At 65.5% G+C, this 17,748-nt stretch carries 14 protein-coding genes; 7 read left to right on the top strand and 7 right to left on the bottom strand.

The features are described from left to right. Nucleotides 1–102 precede the first annotated feature (102 nt). Nucleotides 103–2,100, top strand: a complete 1,998-nt coding sequence (locus VSR72_RS06490) for a response regulator (protein ID WP_342951607.1) — start codon at nucleotides 103–105, stop codon at nucleotides 2,098–2,100. Nucleotides 2,101–2,170: 70 nt separating this feature from the next. Here VSR72_RS06490 and mscL read toward each other — a convergent pair whose 3' ends face one another. The 4 genes from mscL to mfd form a co-directional block, all read right to left on the bottom strand. Then, nucleotides 2,171–2,617, bottom strand: coding sequence for a large conductance mechanosensitive channel protein MscL (mscL, locus tag VSR72_RS06485; RefSeq protein WP_342951606.1), 447 nt, complete (start codon nucleotides 2,615–2,617; stop codon nucleotides 2,171–2,173). Nucleotides 2,618–2,807: 190 nt separating this feature from the next. Further along, on the bottom strand, nucleotides 2,808–3,818 hold the full coding sequence (locus tag VSR72_RS06480; RefSeq protein ID WP_342951605.1) for a threonine/serine dehydratase: 1,011 nt from the start codon (nucleotides 3,816–3,818) through the stop codon (nucleotides 2,808–2,810). 31 nt (nucleotides 3,819–3,849) lie between these two features. Further along, nucleotides 3,850–5,073, bottom strand: a complete 1,224-nt coding sequence (argE, locus tag VSR72_RS06475) for an acetylornithine deacetylase (protein WP_342951604.1) — start codon at nucleotides 5,071–5,073, stop codon at nucleotides 3,850–3,852. A 184-nt stretch (nucleotides 5,074–5,257) separates the two neighbouring features. Then, nucleotides 5,258–8,737, bottom strand: coding sequence for a transcription-repair coupling factor (gene mfd, locus VSR72_RS06470; RefSeq protein WP_342951603.1), 3,480 nt, complete (start codon nucleotides 8,735–8,737; stop codon nucleotides 5,258–5,260). Nucleotides 8,738–8,951: 214 nt separating this feature from the next. Between mfd and ispD the strand changes: the two genes are divergently transcribed. The 3 genes from ispD (at nucleotide 8,952) to VSR72_RS06455 (ending at nucleotide 11,502) form a co-directional block, all read left to right on the top strand. Further along, complete coding sequence (gene ispD / locus VSR72_RS06465) at nucleotides 8,952–9,671, top strand: 2-C-methyl-D-erythritol 4-phosphate cytidylyltransferase (RefSeq protein ID WP_342951602.1); 720 nt, start codon at nucleotides 8,952–8,954, stop codon at nucleotides 9,669–9,671. A gap of 34 nt (nucleotides 9,672–9,705) precedes the next feature. Continuing rightward, nucleotides 9,706–10,185, top strand: a complete 480-nt coding sequence (gene ispF / locus VSR72_RS06460) for a 2-C-methyl-D-erythritol 2,4-cyclodiphosphate synthase (protein WP_342951601.1) — start codon at nucleotides 9,706–9,708, stop codon at nucleotides 10,183–10,185. A gap of 192 nt (nucleotides 10,186–10,377) precedes the next feature. Then, on the top strand, nucleotides 10,378–11,502 hold the full coding sequence (locus VSR72_RS06455; RefSeq protein WP_342951600.1) for an acyltransferase: 1,125 nt from the start codon (nucleotides 10,378–10,380) through the stop codon (nucleotides 11,500–11,502). A gap of 25 nt (nucleotides 11,503–11,527) precedes the next feature. Here the strand turns inward: VSR72_RS06455 and VSR72_RS06450 are convergent, their stop codons facing one another. The 3 genes from VSR72_RS06450 to ompR all read right to left on the bottom strand — a co-directional run bounded on the left by VSR72_RS06450 (nucleotide 11,528) and on the right by ompR (nucleotide 14,362). Then, nucleotides 11,528–12,076, bottom strand: a complete 549-nt coding sequence (locus VSR72_RS06450; RefSeq protein WP_342951599.1) for a peroxiredoxin — start codon at nucleotides 12,074–12,076, stop codon at nucleotides 11,528–11,530. 157 nt (nucleotides 12,077–12,233) lie between these two features. Further along, on the bottom strand, nucleotides 12,234–13,583 hold the full coding sequence (locus tag VSR72_RS06445) for an ATP-binding protein (RefSeq protein ID WP_342951598.1): 1,350 nt from the start codon (nucleotides 13,581–13,583) through the stop codon (nucleotides 12,234–12,236). Nucleotides 13,584–13,636: 53 nt separating this feature from the next. Beyond that, nucleotides 13,637–14,362 carry a two-component system response regulator OmpR gene (gene ompR / locus VSR72_RS06440; RefSeq protein WP_035514479.1) on the bottom strand — a complete coding sequence of 242 codons (726 nt, stop codon included), beginning with the start codon at nucleotides 14,360–14,362 and terminating at the stop codon, nucleotides 13,637–13,639. A 260-nt stretch (nucleotides 14,363–14,622) separates the two neighbouring features. Here ompR and VSR72_RS06435 point away from each other — a divergent pair, with 260 nt between their 5' ends. The 3 genes from VSR72_RS06435 to VSR72_RS06425 all read left to right on the top strand — a co-directional run. Next, nucleotides 14,623–14,937 carry a hypothetical protein gene (locus tag VSR72_RS06435; protein WP_342951597.1) on the top strand — a complete coding sequence of 105 codons (315 nt, stop codon included), beginning with the start codon at nucleotides 14,623–14,625 and terminating at the stop codon, nucleotides 14,935–14,937. Between the two features lie 242 nt (nucleotides 14,938–15,179). Further along, nucleotides 15,180–16,688, top strand: a complete 1,509-nt coding sequence (locus VSR72_RS06430) for a DUF1800 domain-containing protein (protein ID WP_342951596.1) — start codon at nucleotides 15,180–15,182, stop codon at nucleotides 16,686–16,688. A gap of 76 nt (nucleotides 16,689–16,764) precedes the next feature. After that, the coding region (locus VSR72_RS06425; RefSeq protein WP_342951595.1) for a DUF1501 domain-containing protein at nucleotides 16,765–17,748 on the top strand (984 nt) is incomplete at its 3' end.

The following is a 17,748-nucleotide window of genomic DNA, read 5'->3' as shown; positions in this document are numbered from 1 at the left end:
ACGCATGGAATCGTCACGCATTGGCAACAGCATGGAAGAACGGCGGCAAAAACGGCGGCATGCACTGCAAGCCCGAACCGTGCCCGAAGGGACGCTTCGCGCATGACTGAGGAACCCACGATGCTGGCCGGCGCGCGCGTGCTCGTCGTCGACGACGACGAAGGCATCCTGCGCCTCGCCCGCAAGTCGCTTCTGCGCGCCGGAGCGCGCGTGGACACCTGCACGGGTGTGGGGGAGGCGCGCGCATTGCTCGCCGTTCAGACGCCCGACGTGCTCGTGCTCGACTATCAGCTCGACGGCGCGGAAACGGGCCTCGACTTCTTCCGCCGCCTGCGTGCCGACGACGTGCGCGTGCCGGCCATCCTCGTGACCGGGTTCACCGACGAATCCCGCGTGATCGCAGCGCTGCGCGCGGGCGTCTCGGACGTGGTGCCGAAATCGGGCGACTATCTCGACTATCTGCCGGAAGCCGTTGCACGCGTGCTGTCGCAAGTGGCGCTCCAGCGTGCCTCCGACGAAGCACTGCTGCTGCGCGACCGCGAAGAGCACTACCGCACGCTTTCCGAGGCGTTGCCGCACCTCGTGCTCACCTGCGGCGCGGACGGCCATTGCGACTTTGTCTCGAAGCAGTGGCTCGACTACACGGGGCTCGACGCGGGCCAGTCGCACGGTCTCGCCTGGCTCGATGCCGTGCACGCCGACGATCGCGACGAGATTCGCGATACCTGGCTCGATGCCGTGGGCAGCGGCGCCACCGACTATCGCCATGAGATGCGGATTCGCCGCCGCGATGGCGCTTATCGATGGTTCGATGTCCGAATCGTTGCGATGCGCGACCCGCGCGGCGGCGTCAACAAGTGGTTCGGCAGTTGCACCGACATCGATTCGCAACGCGAAGCGACCGAGGAGCGCGAGCGCCTGCTCGCCTCGGAGCAGGCCGCACGGCAGACCGCCGAAGACGCCAACCGCGCGAAAGACCGGTTCCTCGCGATGCTTTCGCACGAGCTGCGCACGCCGCTGACGCCGGTGCTCGCGGGCACGCGTCTGCTGGAGCAGATCCCGGGCCTGCCCGACGCGGCGCGCTCGGGCGTGCTGATGATCCGCCGCAATATCGAACTCGAGGCGCGTCTGATCGACGATCTGCTCGATCTCACGCGTGTGGCCAATGGCAAGCTGAGCCTCGCGCTCGACACGGTCGACGTGCACGAAGTGATCGGGGCGGTGCTCGAACTCTTTCATAGCGAAATCCAGATCAAGCAGCAGGACGTGCACGTCGATCTGCGCGCGCAGCAACACTATGTGCGCGGCGACCGCGCGCGCCTGCAGCAGATGCTCTGGAACCTCGTGCGCAACGCCGCGAAGTTCACGCCCGACGGCGGCCACATTTACGTGCGTACGCGCGATGAGCGCATGCACGTGGAGATCGAGGTCGAAGACACGGGCATTGGCATTGCGCCCGAGCAGATCGGCAAGCTCTTTCATGCCTTCGAACAGGGCAGCCACAATCTCACGCGCCAGTTCGGCGGGCTCGGTCTAGGTCTTGCGGTGACGCGGGCGCTGACCGAGGCGCACGGCGGGAGCGTGGGCGCGAAGAGCCCCGGCGCGCATTGCGGGGCGACATTCACCATCGTGCTGCCGAGCGCGGCGCGAGGCGAGGGCGCGGCGACGACAGCCGAACTGCGCGGGCCGCATCGGGCGGGCGCGCTGAACATCCTGCTGATCGAGGATCACGAAGACACTGCCGAGGTCATGTCGCAGCTCATGCGCGCGGGCGGCCACGAGGTGACGGTGGCGGGCAGCGTGGCCGGCGCGCTCGCGCTCACGGCCAGCATGCCGTTCGACCTCGTGGTGAGCGACATCGGCCTGCCGGACGGCTCGGGCATCGACTTCATCCGGGCGTTTCGTGCGCAATCGACGGCGCCCGCCGTCGCGCTCACCGGCTTCGGCACCGACGACGACGTGCGCCGCAGCGTCGAAGCGGGCTTCACCGCGCATCTCACGAAACCCGTCAATTTCGAGCAACTCGAACGGCTGATCGAAGAGGCCATCGCTGCGCGCAGCGCGGCGGCCGAACCCGGTTCCGCCGCACCTGCTCCCTGATTGCGTTGGGCACAAAAAAGCCCGCGCGGCCTTGCGGCGGCGCGGGCTTTTGTCTGGATTCTCGCGCGGATCAGCGCGGATTGTTCTGCAGCGAATCGCGGATCTCGCGCAGCAGCAGCACGTCTTCGGGCGTGGGCGCCGGCTCGGCGGCGGCGGCCGCTTGCGGCTGGCGCAGCTTGTTGATGAATTTCACCATCAAAAAGATGATGAACGCGAGAATGACGAAATTGATCACCGCGGTGATGAACGAGCCGTAGCCGAACACGGCCACGCCCGCGGTCTGCAGGTCCTTGTACGACTCGGGGTTGCCTTTATAGCTGGCCGGGATGTGTCCGAGCCGCACGAACATGTTCGAGAAGTCGAGGCCGCCCGTGATCACGCCGATGACCGGCATGATGAGGTCCTTCACGATTGAGTTGACAATGCTCGAGAACGCGCCGCCGATAATCACACCGACGGCGAGATCCATCACGTTGCCTTTGACGGCGAATTCCTTGAACTCCTGGACGATGCTCATGAGCGGGCTCTCCCTGAATGGCGCGGCACGGGGCTGGGGTCAATACGGCGTATTGGCGCAATCATAGCGAACGCATCCGTATCGCGGTAGCAATTTGACATTCCCTGACGTTTTGCCGGGCGGTTTTGCCAGGGACTCGCGACGAAGCCCCGGCAAACGCACTTCGCGTGCCTACCGCACGCGCATGGATTCAATGCGCGTGCGAGATCTGCTGATGGAAAGTCGTGGGATCGGTGTTCGTGCCACACAACAGCACGCCTACGCGCTTGCCTTGCAGCGTATCGCGCAGCGGCCCGAGCAACCCCGCCGTCGCGGTGGCGCAAGCGGGCTCCACGGCGAGCTTGAGTTGCTCGAATAGCACGCGCATCGCGCTGCGCAGGGCGTCGTCGGAGACCGTGACGACCCGTTCGAGATGGCGGCGGCACAGCGTATAGCTGTATTGCTCCGCATGCGGCGCCATCAGCGAGTCGGCGATCGAATGCATATGGGTCAGGCGCACCGTGCGGTTCGCGGCGAAACTGCGGCTCATCACATCCGAGCCCTCGGGCTCGACGCCATACACGCGCACGCTCGGATTCGCGAGCCGCAGCGCGGTGGACACGCCCGCAGCGAGCCCGCCGCCGCCAATGGGCACGACGACGGCGTCGAGATCGGGCGCTTGCGTCCCCCATTCGTAGCCGAGTGTGGCCGTGCCGAGCACCGTGCGATAGCCGTTGAACGGATGCACGAAATAGCGTCCCTCGTCGGTCTCGATCCGGCGCACGATCTCGAACGCCTCGCTGCTGTTGCCCGCCACGACGATTTCCGCGCCAAGGCGCTTGCATTGCGCGACGCGCGCCGCGCTCGCGGTGCGAAAGAGCACGACCTTCGCGCTGATGCCGAGGCGCATCGCCGCATACGCGACCGCAATGGCGTGATTGCCGCCCGACACGCACGTGACGCCCGCGCTGCGTTGCGCGGCGTCGAGCGCGAGCAGATGCGTGAACGCGCCGCGCACCTTGAAACTGCCGCTCGATTGCAGCAGCTCGAACTTGAAGTTCACGAGCGTGGCTTCGAGAGTGGACAGATCGTGGCGGTCGAACACCGGCGTTCGCAACACCCACGGCGCGAGCGCGAAATGCTGCGAGGCGATCTCGTCGAGCGTGGGGATCGCCTCACCGTCTATCGTGTGGCTGGTGGGGAGCGGCGCGGCGGTGGACATGATGGTGCGCGTCCAGCGTGGTTAGCAGGGGTTACTGCGCCAGGGTTTCGACGGACATGCCGTGCACGAGCTTGCGCAGGAAACCTTCGCAGGCCGCGAGCTGTTCGAGCGAGACGTATTCGTTCGGCTTGTGCGCCTGCTGGATGTCGCCGGGGCCGCACACCACGCTCGGAATGCCCGCGCGCGCAAAGAGGCCAGCTTCGGTGCCGTAGGCCACTTTGCGACGCGACTGGTCGGCAGTGAGCGCGCGCACGAGTTGCGTGATCGCGGCCTGCTCGGTGGCGTCGAGGCCGGGGGCGGCTGCGATCTTCGTGAATTCGATTGCACCCACCGCGTGCTCGCGCTGCATCTTCGGCACGAGCGTTTCGCGTGCGTACTGCTCGATGCGCGCGAAGATCGTATCGGGGTTGAGCGTCGGCAGATTGCGGAACTCGAATGCGAAGCGGCATTCTGCCGGCACCGTGTTGATGGCGTTGCCGCCTTCGATCGTGCTGGTTTGCGCGGTCGTGAACGGCACATCGTAAAGCTCGTCGAACGGGCCGTTCGCGCGGAACTCGTCGGCCATGTCGCGGATATAGCAAATGAGACGCGCCGCGTACTCGATCGCGTTCAGGCCGCGCGGCGTGAGCGACGAATGCGCGGCCTGGCCGCGAACGCAGCACTGATACGCGTTGATGCCCTTGTGGGCCACGATGGGGCGCATGCTCGTGGGCTCGCCCACGATGCAGCCTTCGGGCTTCACGCCGCGCTTCACGAGTTCTTCGATCATGAGCGGCGCGCCCACGCAGCCCACTTCCTCGTCGAACGAGAGCGCGAGGTGCAGGGGCTTGGCGAGTTTCGTCTGCTGGATCTCGGGCAGCAGCGTGAGCGCCGCGCCAATGAATCCCTTCATGTCGCAGGTGCCGCGGCCGTAGAGCAGGCCGTCGCGGATCTCGGGCTTGAACGGGTCGCTGTCCCATTTCTGGCCGTCCACGGGCACCACGTCGGTGTGACCCGAGAGCACGATGCCGCCGTTCGTCTCTCCGTCATGCGCGGGGATCGTGGCGAACAGGTTGGCCCATTTGCCGTCGCGGCCATAGGTGAGCGTCGACTCGATGCCGCGCGCGCGCAGGTCGTCGCGCACGGTTTCGATCAGGCCGAGATTCGGATGGCGGCTGACCGTATCCATCGAAACGAGGCGGGTAACCCAGGGGAGCGAGGCGGGAAGGGCGGCGGAAGGCGTGGACGACTGCGCTGTTTCAGCGGCGAGGGACATGTTGGACTCCGGCTTGCTTGTATTCTTCATCTTACCCAAAAAGAATGCGGCAAGCCAAAGCTGCCGGCTGTGCGGCGTCTCACGTAACGCGCAATTGCAGCGTGTATGGCGCGCTGCAGCATGACGTGAAAACGCCCGCGCGGAGGGCAAACCGCGCGGGCGTCTGAAGGTGCCGCAAGGGCGCTTAGCGCGATGCGCTGGCGCGATTGGGCGCGCCGAGCGCGCGCAACGTCTCCTTCACCGTTGCCACGCGCACGGCGAGGTCGGGGCTGCGCGTTTCGATGCGCAGCTTGTCCTGGCCCGCGAGCTTGATGTGCTTGTGCTTCTGCACCATCTCGATGATGCGCATGGCGTCCACAGGCGGATTCGGCACGAACTGCAGGCCAATGACCGCTTCGCCCGCATCGATTTTCGTGATGCCGAGCGGCTTGGCGGCCAGCCGCAGCCGATGCGTTTCAATGAGCGCGTGCGCCTGCGCCGGCATCTTGCCGAAGCGGTCGATCAGCTCTTCCTGAATGCCGTCGATCGAGTCGTCGTGCTCGCAGTTCGCGAGGCGCTTGTAGAGCGACAGGCGCTCCTGCACGTCGCCGCAATAGTCGGCGGGCAGGATAGCGGGTGCGTGCAGGTTGATCTCGGTGGTCGCCGCGAGCGGCGCGTTGAGATCGGGCTCGCGGCCGTCCTTGAGCGCCTTCACGGCGTCGTTGAGCATGTCTGTGTAGAGCTGGAAGCCGATCTCCTGAATTTCGCCCGACTGCTTGTCGCCGAGCACTTCGCCAGTGCCGCGAATCTCGAGGTCGTGCATCGCCAGATAGAAGCCCGAACCGAGTTCTTCCATCTGCTGGATGGCTTCGAGACGCCGCTGCGCCTGCTTCGTGAGTCCTTGCGGATCGTGCACAAGCAGATACGCGTACGCCTGGTGGTGCGAACGTCCGACGCGGCCGCGCAACTGGTGCAGCTGGGCGAGACCGAATTTGTCGGAGCGGTGAATGAGGATCGTGTTCGCGGTCGGCACGTCGATGCCGGTCTCGATGATGGTCGTACAGAGCAGCACGTTCGCGCGCTGCGCCACGAAATCGCGCATCACGGCTTCGAGTTCGCGCTCGTGCATCTGGCCGTGCGCCACGGCGATGCGCGCTTCGGGCACGAGCGCTTCGAGCATTGCGCGGCGGTTCTCGATGGTCTCGACTTCGTTGTGCAGGAAGTACACCTGGCCGCCGCGCTTGAGTTCGCGCAGCATCGCCTCGCGAATCACGCTGTCTTCCTCGCGGCGCACGAAGGTCTTGATGGCGAGGCGCTTTTGCGGCGCGGTCGCGATCACGGAGAAGTCGCGCAGGCCTTCGAGCGCCATGCCGAGCGTACGCGGAATGGGCGTCGCGGTGAGCGTGAGCACGTCCACTTCCGCGCGCAGGGCCTTGAGCGCCTCCTTCTGGCGCACGCCGAAACGGTGTTCCTCGTCGATGATCACGAGCCCGAGGCGCTTGAACTGAACATCGGATGAAAGCAGCTTGTGCGTGCCGATCACGATATCGACGCTGCCGTCGTTGATCTGCTGGATCGCGCCGCTCACTTCCTTGGCGGACTTGAAGCGCGACAGCTCGGCAATGCGCACGGGCCACTCGGAAAAGCGGTCGGTGAAGGTCTGCGTGTGCTGCTCGGCGAGCAGCGTGGTGGGCGAGAGGATCGCCACCTGCTTGCCGCCCATCACGGCGATGAACGCCGCGCGCAACGCCACCTCGGTCTTGCCGAAGCCCACGTCGCCGCACACGAGGCGGTCCATCGGCTTGCCGCTCGTCATGTCGCCGATCACAGCGGCGATCGCCGCGGCCTGGTCGGGCGTCTCCTCGAAGCCGAAGCTCTCCGCGAACTTCACGTAGTCCTTCGGTTCGAGCGCGAACGCGTGGCCCTCGCGCGCGGCGCGGCGCGCGTAGAGATTCAACAGCTCGGCGGCGGTGTCGCGGATCTGCTGCGCGGCCTTGCGGCGCGCCTTTTCCCACTGGCCCGAGCCGAGCGCATGCAGCGGCGCGCTATCCGGATCGGCGCCGCTGTAGCGCGAAATCACATGCAGCTGCGAGACCGGCACGTAGAGCTTGCTGCCGTTTGCGTATTCGAGGTGCAGGAATTCTGTGTCGCCTTCGCCGAGGTCCATCGTCACGAGGCCGTGATAGCGGCCGATGCCGTGCTGCGCATGGACCACCGGATCGCCCACCTTGAGTTCGGAGAGGTCGCGCACCATCGAATCGACGTTGCTCGCCTGTTCCTGGCGGCGGCGCCCGGCGCGGCGCGCGAGCGGTCCGTAAAGCTCGGTCTCAGTGATGACCGCGAGTTCCTCGCCCGGCAGCGAGAAGCCCGTGGAAAGCGGCGCGACGCCCAGCGCGAAGCGCTCGTCGCCGGTGAGCCAGTCCTCGAAGCTGTCCGCGCCCCCGGGGCGAAGATGGTTGTCGGCGAGCAGCTGCGCGATGGTTTCGCGCCGGCCTGCCGACTCCACCGCAAACAACACGCGGTTCTTCGTCGTGTCGAGGTACGTGCGCAGCGAGGCGAGCGGGTCGTCGGCGTGACGGTCGATCGCGAGGCTCGGCAGCGCCGTGGCCCAGCCGCCGGCGCTCGTCGCGGGCAGCACGAGGCGCGCGAAGGGCTTCGCGAACGCAAAGAAGTCCTCGTCGGTCAGGAATAGGCGCTGCGGCTCGAGGATCGGCCGCTCGCGGTCGTGCGAGAGGAAGTTGTGGCGCTGCTTCGTGTCGTTCGTGAAGCGGCGGATCGAGGCTTCGAGGTCGCCCGAGAACACCAGCTGCGCGTTTTCCGGCAGATAGTGGAAGAGCGTAGCCGTCTCTTCGAAGAAGAGCGGCAAGTAGTATTCGATGCCCGCCGAAGGCACGCCGTTGCCGATGTCCTTGTAGATCGTCGCGCGGCTCGGGTCGCCCTCGAACACCTCGCGCCAGCGGCTGCGAAACGCCGTGCGTGCCGCTTCGTCGAACGGGAATTCGCGTCCCGGCAGCAGGCGCACGTCCTTCACGGGGTAGAGGCTGCGCTGGCTGTCCGGATCGAATGCGCGGATCGAGTCGACCTGATCGTCGAAGAGATCGATGCGGTAGGGTAGCGGCGAGCCCATCGGAAAGAGGTCGATGAGCGAGCCGCGCACGCAGTATTCGCCGGGGCGCACCACCTGGCTCACGTGCTCGTAGCCCGCGAGCGTGAGCTGCGACTTGAACTTCGCTTCGTCGAGGCGCTCGCCCTGCGAGAACGAGAACGTATAGGCCGCGAGGAATGAGGCGGGCGGCATGCGATACAGCGCCGTGGTGGCCGGCACGATGAGAATGTCGCAGCGGCCTTCGCCGAGGTCGTGCAGCGTGGCAAGACGCTCCGAAACGAGGTCCTGGTGCGGCGAGAAGGTGTCATACGGCAGCGTTTCCCAGTCGGGCAGGAGGCGCACACGCGCCTCGGGCGCGAAAAACGGAATCTCCTGGGTGAGCCGTTGCGCGTCCACGGCGCTTGCGCAGAACACGGCGAGCAGTGGCGCCTGGCCCGCGCCGGCGCGCGCGGCCTCGCGGTAGCGGGCGATCAGTAGCGCGTCGGACGAGCCGTGCGTGCCGTCGAACGCGTAGCGCTGCCCCGGCTTGACGACGGCGACGGGGGACGGAGATTGCGAGGAAGCGGCGATATCGGACATAGGCAGCAGGGTGGCCGACGCGTGTGTCGGTATGGTGGCCAGTTCAGTTCGGGCGGAGTGCAACGCCGGAATATGGGGGCCGGTTTCTGGTCTTCAAGCGAATTCGTCGCGCGTATTTCTCACGTCGACCGACGTTTTGCAGGCGTCCGGCGTGCGGGTAAGGGACCTATTATAAAATCCGTCCTTTACTTTGACTCATGCGTCTCGCGATACCGTGACTTCACGCCTCTTTGCCCTGATTCCGTGCGCCGGCACCGGCAGCCGGTCGGGCTCGGCCATGCCGAAACAATATCGAATCGTTGCCGGACGCGACCTCCTGCACTATACGCTCGCCGCTTTCGACGCCTGCAACGAATTCTCGCAGACGCTCGTGGTGCTTTCGCCCGACGATAGCCACTTCGACGCCCGGCGTTTCGGCGGCTTGCGCTTTGCCGTGCGTCGCTGCGGCGGGGCCTCGCGCCAGGCTTCGGTGTACAACGGCCTCGCCGCGCTCGCCGAATTCGGCGCAACCGACGACGACTGGGTGCTCGTCCACGACGCCGCGCGCCCCGGCATCACGCCCGCGCTGATCCGCACGCTCGTCGAGTCGCTCAAGGACGACCCCGTGGGCGGCATCATGGCGCTGCCGGTGGCCGACACGCTCAAGCGCGTCGCACCGAAAGACCCCGCGGCGCCCGGCACGCACATCGCGCGCACTGAATCGCGCGACGGACTCTGGCAGGCCCAGACCCCGCAGATGTTCCGCATCGGCATGCTGCGCACGGCCATCGAACGCGCGCAGCAAGACGGCCACGATCTCACCGACGAAGCGAGCGCGATCGAATGGCTCGGCCACGCGCCGCGACTCGTGCAGGGCAGCCTGCGCAACTTCAAGGTGACGTACCCCGAAGATTTCGCGCTCGCCGAAGCGATCCTCAGCCGGCCCGCAGAATAAGCGCACCCGCAATCCATTTACCGGAACCCCACACATGGACATCAGAATCGGACAAGGCTACGACGTGCACGCGCTGGTGCCCGGCCGCCCGCTCGTGCTCGGCGGCGTGACGATCCCCTACGATCGCGGCCTGCTCGGCCACTCGGACGCCGACGTGCTGCTGCACGCCATCACCGACGCGCTGTTCGGCGCCGCCGCGCTCGGCGACATCGGCCGCCATTTTCCCGACACCGACAAGCAGTTCTACGGCGCCAACAGCCGCGTGCTGCTGCGCGAATGTCTGCGCCGCGTGCAGGAGGCGGGTTTCACGCTCATGAACGTCGATACCACGGTGATCGCGCAGCAGCCCAAGCTCGCGCCCCATATCGAGTCGATGCGCCAGACGATCGCCGAAGACCTGAACCTGGCGGTCGAGCGCGTCAACGTGAAGGCGAAGACGAATGAGAAGCTCGGCTATCTCGGCCGCAGCGAAGGGATCGAAGCGCAGGCTGCGGTCCTGCTGCTGCGCGCGTGATGCGTTATTCAACCCTTGTTTTGAAGGGTTGAACGGCGCGAGCAGGGCGCGTGCCCGCTGCGCACCCGACGGCGATGATTGCAGCTGCAATCATCGCCGTTGCTTTTCTTGCCGATTAATTTCCGTTTTTTTCGTCCCATACTGAACCGGTAACCGGAAGTGGGGAGGACGATGGCGGGAGTTGAAAGACGCGTGAAAGGCCTCGACGGCCTGCGGGCGCTGGCAGTCGTGCTCGTATTCCTCTCGCACAAGGCCCACGTCGATGCCGTCGACGCTGGCAAGATCGGTGTCTGGCTGTTCTTTCTGATCAGTGGCTATCTGATCATCGGTGAGTTGCATCGCAATCGGGTCCGCATCGAGCAGCACGGTGCGCGCACGGCCGCGCTGCTGTATGTCTTCTTCATGAAGCGCACACTGCGCATTTTTCCCGTGTATTACCTGTTGCTCATTGCGCTCACCATCGCGCATGCGAGCTTCTATCAGCGCGATGTCGATCTTGGACTCGCCTGGCATTTCGCATTCCTCTCCAATTACTGGATTGGCGTGGTGCACGACGGTTGGCCCGGCACCGTGTCGCATTTCTGGAGCCTCGCGGTCGAACAGCAGTTCTATCTCGTCGCGCCGTTTGCGCTCCTGTTCGTGCGTGCGTCGCGTCACCTCGCGCTTTGCGCGGTGGTCATCGCGGCGGCTGCGTTCGCGCATCTCGCGCTCTACGAGGAAGGCGCGATCGCGCCGCTCATCTACGCGTTCTCACCGTGGAACTTCGCCATGCTCGCGCTCGGCGGCGCGCTGGCGATTGGCGGCGCGCGCGTGCCGTTGCGCTCGCGCGCTTTGAGCGCGGTGTGGTTCGTCGTGGCGTGTGCGGCGATCGCCGGCTTCGCGCTGGCGCGTGCCGATTGTGGCGAGTGGGCCGAAGGCGTAACGAGCGCGACGATGCTGCCGGGCTTCATCGACATCGGGCTCGCCCTCGCGCTCTGCGCGCTATTCCTGTGGCTTGTGCGTTGCCAGGACAGCGTGCTCGTCGCGGTGCTCGAGGTACGGCCGCTCGCATATCTCGGCACGATCAGCTACGGCTTCTATCTCTTCCACAACCTCGTGCCGGCGCGTCTTGGCGTAGCGCCGGGGCTCTATGCGCGGATCCACTTGCCGGACGCCGCACAGACCGTCCTCGCGCTCACGCTGCAGTTCGCGCTGGCCGTGCTGCTCGCGCATCTGTCGTGGCAGGTGCTGGAAAAGCGCGTGCTCGAGTGGAAGCGGCCGCTCGAAACAGCGATACGCAACCGCCTGCCCACGCGCGCCGCGGCGAGCCAGACGTGAAGCGCAATGCGCGAGGAGGCGAGGCCTAAAGCGTCTCGCCGCCGACCTCGCGGCCGTCGGGGCACAACTCGCCGGTCTGTAAGCCATCGAGCACACGCAGCACTTCTTCGGCGCTGCGCCCGACGTTCACGTTGTTCACCGTGACATGCTGGATCGTGTTGTCGGGGTCGACGATGAACGTCGCGCGCAGCGCCACGCCCGCTTCCTTGTCGCGTATGCCGAGCTGATCGATGAGTTCGCCCTTCACGTCGCCGAACGAATAGTGATTGAGGCGATCGAGACTCTTGTCCTCGCGCCGCCAGGCGAGCTTCACATATTCGTTGTCGCAACTGCCACCCATGACGACTGTTTCGCGGTCATCGAATTCCTTGATGAGCCGTGCAAATGCGACGATCTCGGTGGGGCAAACGAGCGTGAAATCCTTGGGGTAGAAGTAGATCACCTTCCACTTGTTGGCGAAGGTCTGCTCGGTGATCTCGACGAACGCCGATGCGCCGTTTTCTTCGGGATGGTTGAAGCCGGGTTTCGCGGCCGTGACGGTGAAGGCTTCGAGTTTGTCGCCGACGGTTTTCATGGCGGATGTCCTCAGACGAGAGGCGGGCCGGGCGGCCCGCTTTGACGCCGCGCGCGGTGCGCAACGTGGCGTGCCCATGAAAACGATTGTCGCAGGTGCGGGCGGCGCATGATGCGAGGGTGCGCCGCCGCCGGGTCTCGCGCAGGAGAGGGGGAGCTCAGGCGCCCTTGGCGAGCGGGAACTCGATCGTCACTTCGAGGCCGGGGCCCGGCAGCCGGTTGCGCAGGCGCAGCGCGCCGCGATAGCGGCCCACGAGGCGCTGCACGATGGCCATGCCGAGGCCTGTGCCGTTGGCCTGCGTGCGAGCCGTGTCGACGCGGTAGAACGGCCGCGTGACGAGCGGGAGTTGATCTTCGGGAATGCCGGGGCCTTCGTCGACCACCGAGAGTTCGACGCGCGAATGCGAGACGCGCGTTTCGAGCATGATGTGCGGAATGCCGTCGGTTTCGCTCGCGCCGTACTTGCGCGCGTTCTCGATGAGGTTGCCCACCACGCGGCGCATGTCGGTGTCGTCGGCCTCGATCATGGCCGAAGGCGCGAGCCGCGTGATGAGGCGCACGCCGTCTTCGGTCGCCATGCGCGCGGCCATCTCGCCCGCGATGACCGACAGATCGACGCGCTCGGGCATGCGTTGGGCAGGCCGTGCATAATCGAGGAAGCGGCCGATGATCATGTCCATCTGCTCGATGTCGTCGATCATCGCGTCCTTGGTCGCCTGGTCGGATGGACTCATCTCCGTCTCGAGCCGCAGACGTGCAAGCGGTGTGCGCAAATCGTGCGAAATGCCCGCGAGCATGAGCGCGCGGTCGGCCTCTAGCTGCTCGAGGTCGCGCACCATCTGGTTGAACGAGCGATTCGTCTCCGCTGCGACGCCCATGCCGCTCTCAGGCAAGGGCGCGGGCGGCTGCCCGGAGCCCAGCATCCGTGCCGACATGGCCAGACGCGCGAATGGCCGGTTCACGAGACTCGTGATGAAGGCCGCCCCAAAGAGCGATAGCGCAAGCGCGGAGACGCCCCATCCGACCCACTGCAAGCCTGTGACGTTGTCGAGCTGGTCGCGGTCGAGCGCGACCCAGTAGTCGTCGTCGTCGATCTTGAAGCTGATCCACACGCCCGGAATGTCGTTCACGGACTGCGCGATCACGGTGTCGTCGCCAAGCCGCCCGCGAATGTCATGCTCGATCAGACGATTGAGCGACTCGTCGGGCTGGAGCTTGTATTTGTCGGTGGTTTCGCGCGGGTACACACGCACGCCTTCGTTGCTCTCGAGATCCTGCAGCAGCGCGCGGCGCAGATCGGGATCGGAGTAGAGGAGCGCGGTGCGCGTGAGCTTCACGACCGCAACGAGCTGGAGCGCCACGCGCTGTGCGCGCGGCTCCCGCTCGATCACGCGAAAGCTCTGAAACCACGCGGCGAGACTGACCGCGATGAGAAGGGCGATCAACAGGAAGGTGCGCCAGAACAGATCGCCGAACGCGAGCGTGAGCAAACGCCGGTCAATCCGCATGGACCCTTCCCGTTTCAACAGAGGCAGTGCAGACAACGAGACACCATCCAGGATCAGGCGGCGCCGTCGGGAATGAACACGTAGCCAAGTCCCCAGACGGTTTGAATGAAACGCGGGCTGCCCGGATCGGGTTCGATGAGCTTGCGCAGGCGCGAGATCTGCACGTCGAGGCTACGGTCGAACACTTCGTATTCACGGCCGCGCGCAAGCTCCATGAGCTTTTCGCGCGAGAGCGGCTGGCGCGGATGACGCGCAAACACCTTGAGCACCGAGAATTCGCCCGTGGTGAGCGGAATTTCCTGGCCAGCCTTGGTGAGCGTACGCGTGGCGAGATTCAATGCGAATTCGCCGAACTCGAACACCTCGGTGGTTTCCGAGGGCGCGCCCGGCAATTCGGATGGCGCCTGGCGGCGCAGCACCGCGTGAATGCGTGCGACAAGTTCGCGCGGGTTGAAGGGCTTGGGCAGATAGTCGTCGGCGCCCATTTCGAGGCCGACGATGCGATCCACGTCCTCGCCCTTGGCGGTGAGCATGATGATGGGCGTGCGGTCGTTGCTGCCGCGCAGGCGGCGGCAGATCGACAGGCCGTCTTCGCCTGGCAGCATGAGGTCGAGCACCAGCAGGTCGAAACGCTCGCGCACCCACAGCTTGTTCATGGCGGGGGCGTTTTCGGCCACATAGACGTTGAAGCCTTGCTCACCGAGGTAGCGGCGCAGCAGGTCCCGCAGCCGGGGATCGTCATCGACAACGAGAATTTTGGACGGGTTTTTGGTTTCCATGCCTGGCATCTTAGCGCGATTGGATACTGATGCGAGTTTGCACCAATTATCAGGTTACAGTCAGTTACAAAATTTACCCGTGCTGTGCCACGACGGCAAGCACTGACAGATAGACTTCTTTACGTAAAGCGGCAGTTCGGTAGATACTTCATTCGACTTTAAAATTCATGCCCGCGCCGAGCCGGGTTCGTACATGTATTCGAGGTAGCCGTTTGCCGCGTCAAGAAGGGAACAAAACGATGGGAGGGGTCAGGCCGACAATGCGCCACACCATGCTTGCACTGGCGCTAGCCGGTGGCGTGGCGGCTGCATTGGAGTCGGTGCCAGCCCGGGCCCAGCCCTCCGCAGACCGCTACGAGAACTCGCAGTCCTCCACTCGCTCGCCGGGCGGCAAACCGTCGATGCGACGCATACGCAGCGACACGATCCCGCGCCCTGCATCCGACATCAACCAGCGTCCCGCGGTTCCCCCCGATCTCGATCAGCGTCGCCGCGACGGCCATATGACGCCCGACGAGCGGCGCCTCTTGCGTCAGCATATCGAAGACGCCGTGCGCGAACTGTACAAGCGCTAATGCCGCTTCGGCGCGCGTAAATGCCGCTCGCCGCGATAACGTATTCACGATTTTCCCTTCGCCCTCGTTCGCGCCTTTCTCGCGCCTTTCATGATTTTATCGGCATCGAATCGTGTAATCGTGCCGGTGAGACGCGTTGAAAAATACCGTAGCAATTGGGCAGTCAACATCCGTTTGACCGCGACCGTTAAGCCGGTACATTCAATGACTGCGCCGGCGGTTTTGTCGGGCGCCCAATCATCATGAGCGATTCCAGACGGTCGAGGCCAAACGCGCAGTCCGCCGCGGACGCAGCGACGCCCGACGACAGCGCGGATGCGCTGCTCGATGCCGACGACGCCCGCCATCTTCTCGTGCGCACGGGCTTCGCACCGCGGGCCAGCGAAGTCGGGTCTTACGTGGGACTCACGCGAGAACAGGCGGTCGCGCGGCTCGTCGGCAGCGCGCGCAGCGAGGCGCTCACACCACTACCCGCATGGACAGCCGAAGTGCCGCCGAGCCGCGCGCAGCGCAACGCATGGACACCCGAAGAACGCCAGGAAGCGCAGCGCCAGCGCGGTGCGCGCTACGACGAATTGCGCGCGTGGTGGCTGCGCGAGATGCTCGTCACGCCTTCACCGCTGACCGAGCGCATGACGCTCTTCTGGCACAACCACTTCACCTCGGGGCAGGACAAAGTCGGCGAGCCGCAGTTGATGGCCGCGCAAAACGCGCTCTTGCGGCGCGATGCGCTGGGGAGTTTCGCGAGCATGTTGCACGCCGTCGCGAAGGATCCCGCGATGCTGCTTTATCTCGACGGCGCGAGCAATCGCAAGGGCAGGCCCAACGAGAATTTCGCGCGCGAAGTGATGGAGCTGTTCACGCTGGGCGAAGGGCAATACTCGCAGCGCGACGTTGCCGAAGCGGCGCGCGCCTACACGGGCTGGAGTCTCGACCCCGACACCCAGGCGTTCGTCTGGCGCGCCAACTTGCACGACGACGCAGAGAAGACCGTGCTTGGACGCAGCGGCGCGTTCGACGGCGATCAGGTGCTCGACATCCTGCTCGCGCAGCCGCAAACTGCCCGATATGTGTCGGCCAGGCTGTGGCGCGAGTTCATCTCCGGTACGCCGGACGATGCGCAGCTTGCAGGCGTCGCTGATCGCTTCCGCGCAAGTGGTTATGAGGTCGGCGCTGCGCTGCACGCGCTGCTTTTGACGCCGGCGTTCTGGGATGCAGGCAATCGGGGCGTGCTCGTGAGTTCGCCGGTGGAATTCATCGTCGGGACGATGCGGCGGTTCGACGTGGTGTATGGCGACACGCTGCCGTTCGCGCGGCGCGCTGCCGCGTTGGGCGAGAACCTGTTTTATCCGCCGAACGTGAAGGGGTGGCCCGGCGGCGCGTCGTGGATCAATAGCTCGACGCTGCTCGCGCGCAAGCAGTTCGTCGAGCAGTTGTTTCGTGCGACGGAAGCAGGGCGCCCGCATGCTTCGGCCGCGCCGGCGAAGGTCGCGGCGAGCATGCCGCAAAGCATGCTCAACGCACCGAACGCGATGCGGCGAGACGTCTTGCAAGGCGGCATGCGTTTCGATCTGGATGGCTGGCTTTCGCACTTCGGTCTTAGCGCCGACGCCAGGCCCAACCTCTCTGCGCAGTTGCAGATGCAGCACGCCGTCCTGCCGCTTGCGCCCGTCGATGCGATTGCAGTGGGCAGCAGTGCGCAGGCATATCTCCAGGCACTGCTGATGGATCCGGTGTATCAGTTGAAGTGAAGAAGTGAAACATGGATATGAACGGCCGAATCCCGGGCGGCAATGTGCGCCGCCGCACTGACGAGCGAGGCAAGCCATGAAGCGACGCGACTTTCTTGCAGCCGGTGCGACAGCGGCCGCCGCGATGGCGGGTTCATCGTTATGGCTACCTGGCGCTGCGCGCGCGCAAGGCGCGGCGCTCCTGCACACGGGCAACGCGAGCGGCTACGAGAACCTGCTGATTCTCGTCGAGCTGAAAGGCGGCAACGATGGCCTCAACACCGTCGTGCCGTTTGCCGATCCGCTTTACTACAGCTACCGGCAAACCATCGGCGTGCCGCGCGCGCAGGCGATACAACTGGACGAGCGCACGGCGCTCCATCCCGCACTCGCGCCGCTCATGCCGATGTGGCGCGCACATGAACTCGCGATCGTGCAGGGCGTGAGCTACGCGCAACCGAATCTTTCGCATTTTCGTTCGATCGAGATCTGGGACACGGCTTCGCGCTCCAACGAATATCTGCGCGAGGGCTGGCTCACGCGGGCCTTTGCACGCGAGCCGGTGCCGCCTGGATTTGCCGCCGATGCGCTGGTGCTCGGAAGCGCGGAGATGGGGCCGCTCTCGAACGGCGCTCGCGCCATCGCGCTCGTGAATCCGGCGCAGTTCGCGCGCGCCTCGCGCCTTGTCACACCGGTCTCGCTCAAGGAGCGCAACCCCGCGCTCGCGCATATCCTCGACGTCGAGAACGACATCGTGCATGCCGCCGATGCACTGCGGCCGCGGCCGGGCAATTACGCACTGAAGACGGCGTTTCCAGCGGGCGCGTTCGGCGCCTCGATCAAGACGGCCATGCAGGCGCTCGCATCGAGCGACACGCCGCAAGGCGCGCCGGTGGCGGGGCGAGGCGTCGCGGTGATTCGTCTGACGCTGAACGGCTTCGACACACACCAGAACCAGCCGCAGCGTCACGCCGACTTGCTGCGCCAGTTCGCCGCGGGTATGGAGGCCATGCGCTCGGCACTTGTGGAACTCGGGCGTTGGGATCGCACGCTGATCGTGACGTATGCGGAGTTTGGGCGG

Source organism: Paraburkholderia sp. JHI869 (genome assembly GCF_038900775.1).
In the GTDB taxonomy this organism is placed as follows: domain Bacteria; phylum Pseudomonadota; class Gammaproteobacteria; order Burkholderiales; family Burkholderiaceae; genus Paraburkholderia.
This window is presented reverse-complemented; position numbering and strand designations above follow the sequence as displayed.

Bases quoted from the DNA above. Each gene is read 5' to 3' on its own strand.
- VSR72_RS06490 (WP_342951607.1), top strand. From the start codon at position 103: ATGACTGAGGAACCCACGATGCTGGCCGGCGCGCGCGTGCTCGTCGTC.
- mscL (WP_342951606.1), bottom strand. From the start codon at position 2,617: ATGAGCATCGTCCAGGAGTTCAAGGAATTCGCCGTCAAAGGCAACGTG.
- VSR72_RS06480 (WP_342951605.1), bottom strand. From the start codon at position 3,818: ATGTCCACCGCCGCGCCGCTCCCCACCAGCCACACGATAGACGGTGAG.
- argE (WP_342951604.1), bottom strand. From the start codon at position 5,073: ATGTCCCTCGCCGCTGAAACAGCGCAGTCGTCCACGCCTTCCGCCGCC.
- mfd (WP_342951603.1), bottom strand. From the start codon at position 8,737: ATGTCCGATATCGCCGCTTCCTCGCAATCTCCGTCCCCCGTCGCCGTC.
- ispF (WP_342951601.1), top strand. From the start codon at position 9,706: ATGGACATCAGAATCGGACAAGGCTACGACGTGCACGCGCTGGTGCCC.
- VSR72_RS06450 (WP_342951599.1), bottom strand. From the start codon at position 12,076: ATGAAAACCGTCGGCGACAAACTCGAAGCCTTCACCGTCACGGCCGCG.
- VSR72_RS06445 (WP_342951598.1), bottom strand. From the start codon at position 13,583: ATGCGGATTGACCGGCGTTTGCTCACGCTCGCGTTCGGCGATCTGTTC.
- ompR (WP_035514479.1), bottom strand. From the start codon at position 14,362: ATGGAAACCAAAAACCCGTCCAAAATTCTCGTTGTCGATGACGATCCC.
- VSR72_RS06435 (WP_342951597.1), top strand. From the start codon at position 14,623: ATGCGCCACACCATGCTTGCACTGGCGCTAGCCGGTGGCGTGGCGGCT.
- VSR72_RS06430 (WP_342951596.1), top strand. From the start codon at position 15,180: ATGAGCGATTCCAGACGGTCGAGGCCAAACGCGCAGTCCGCCGCGGAC.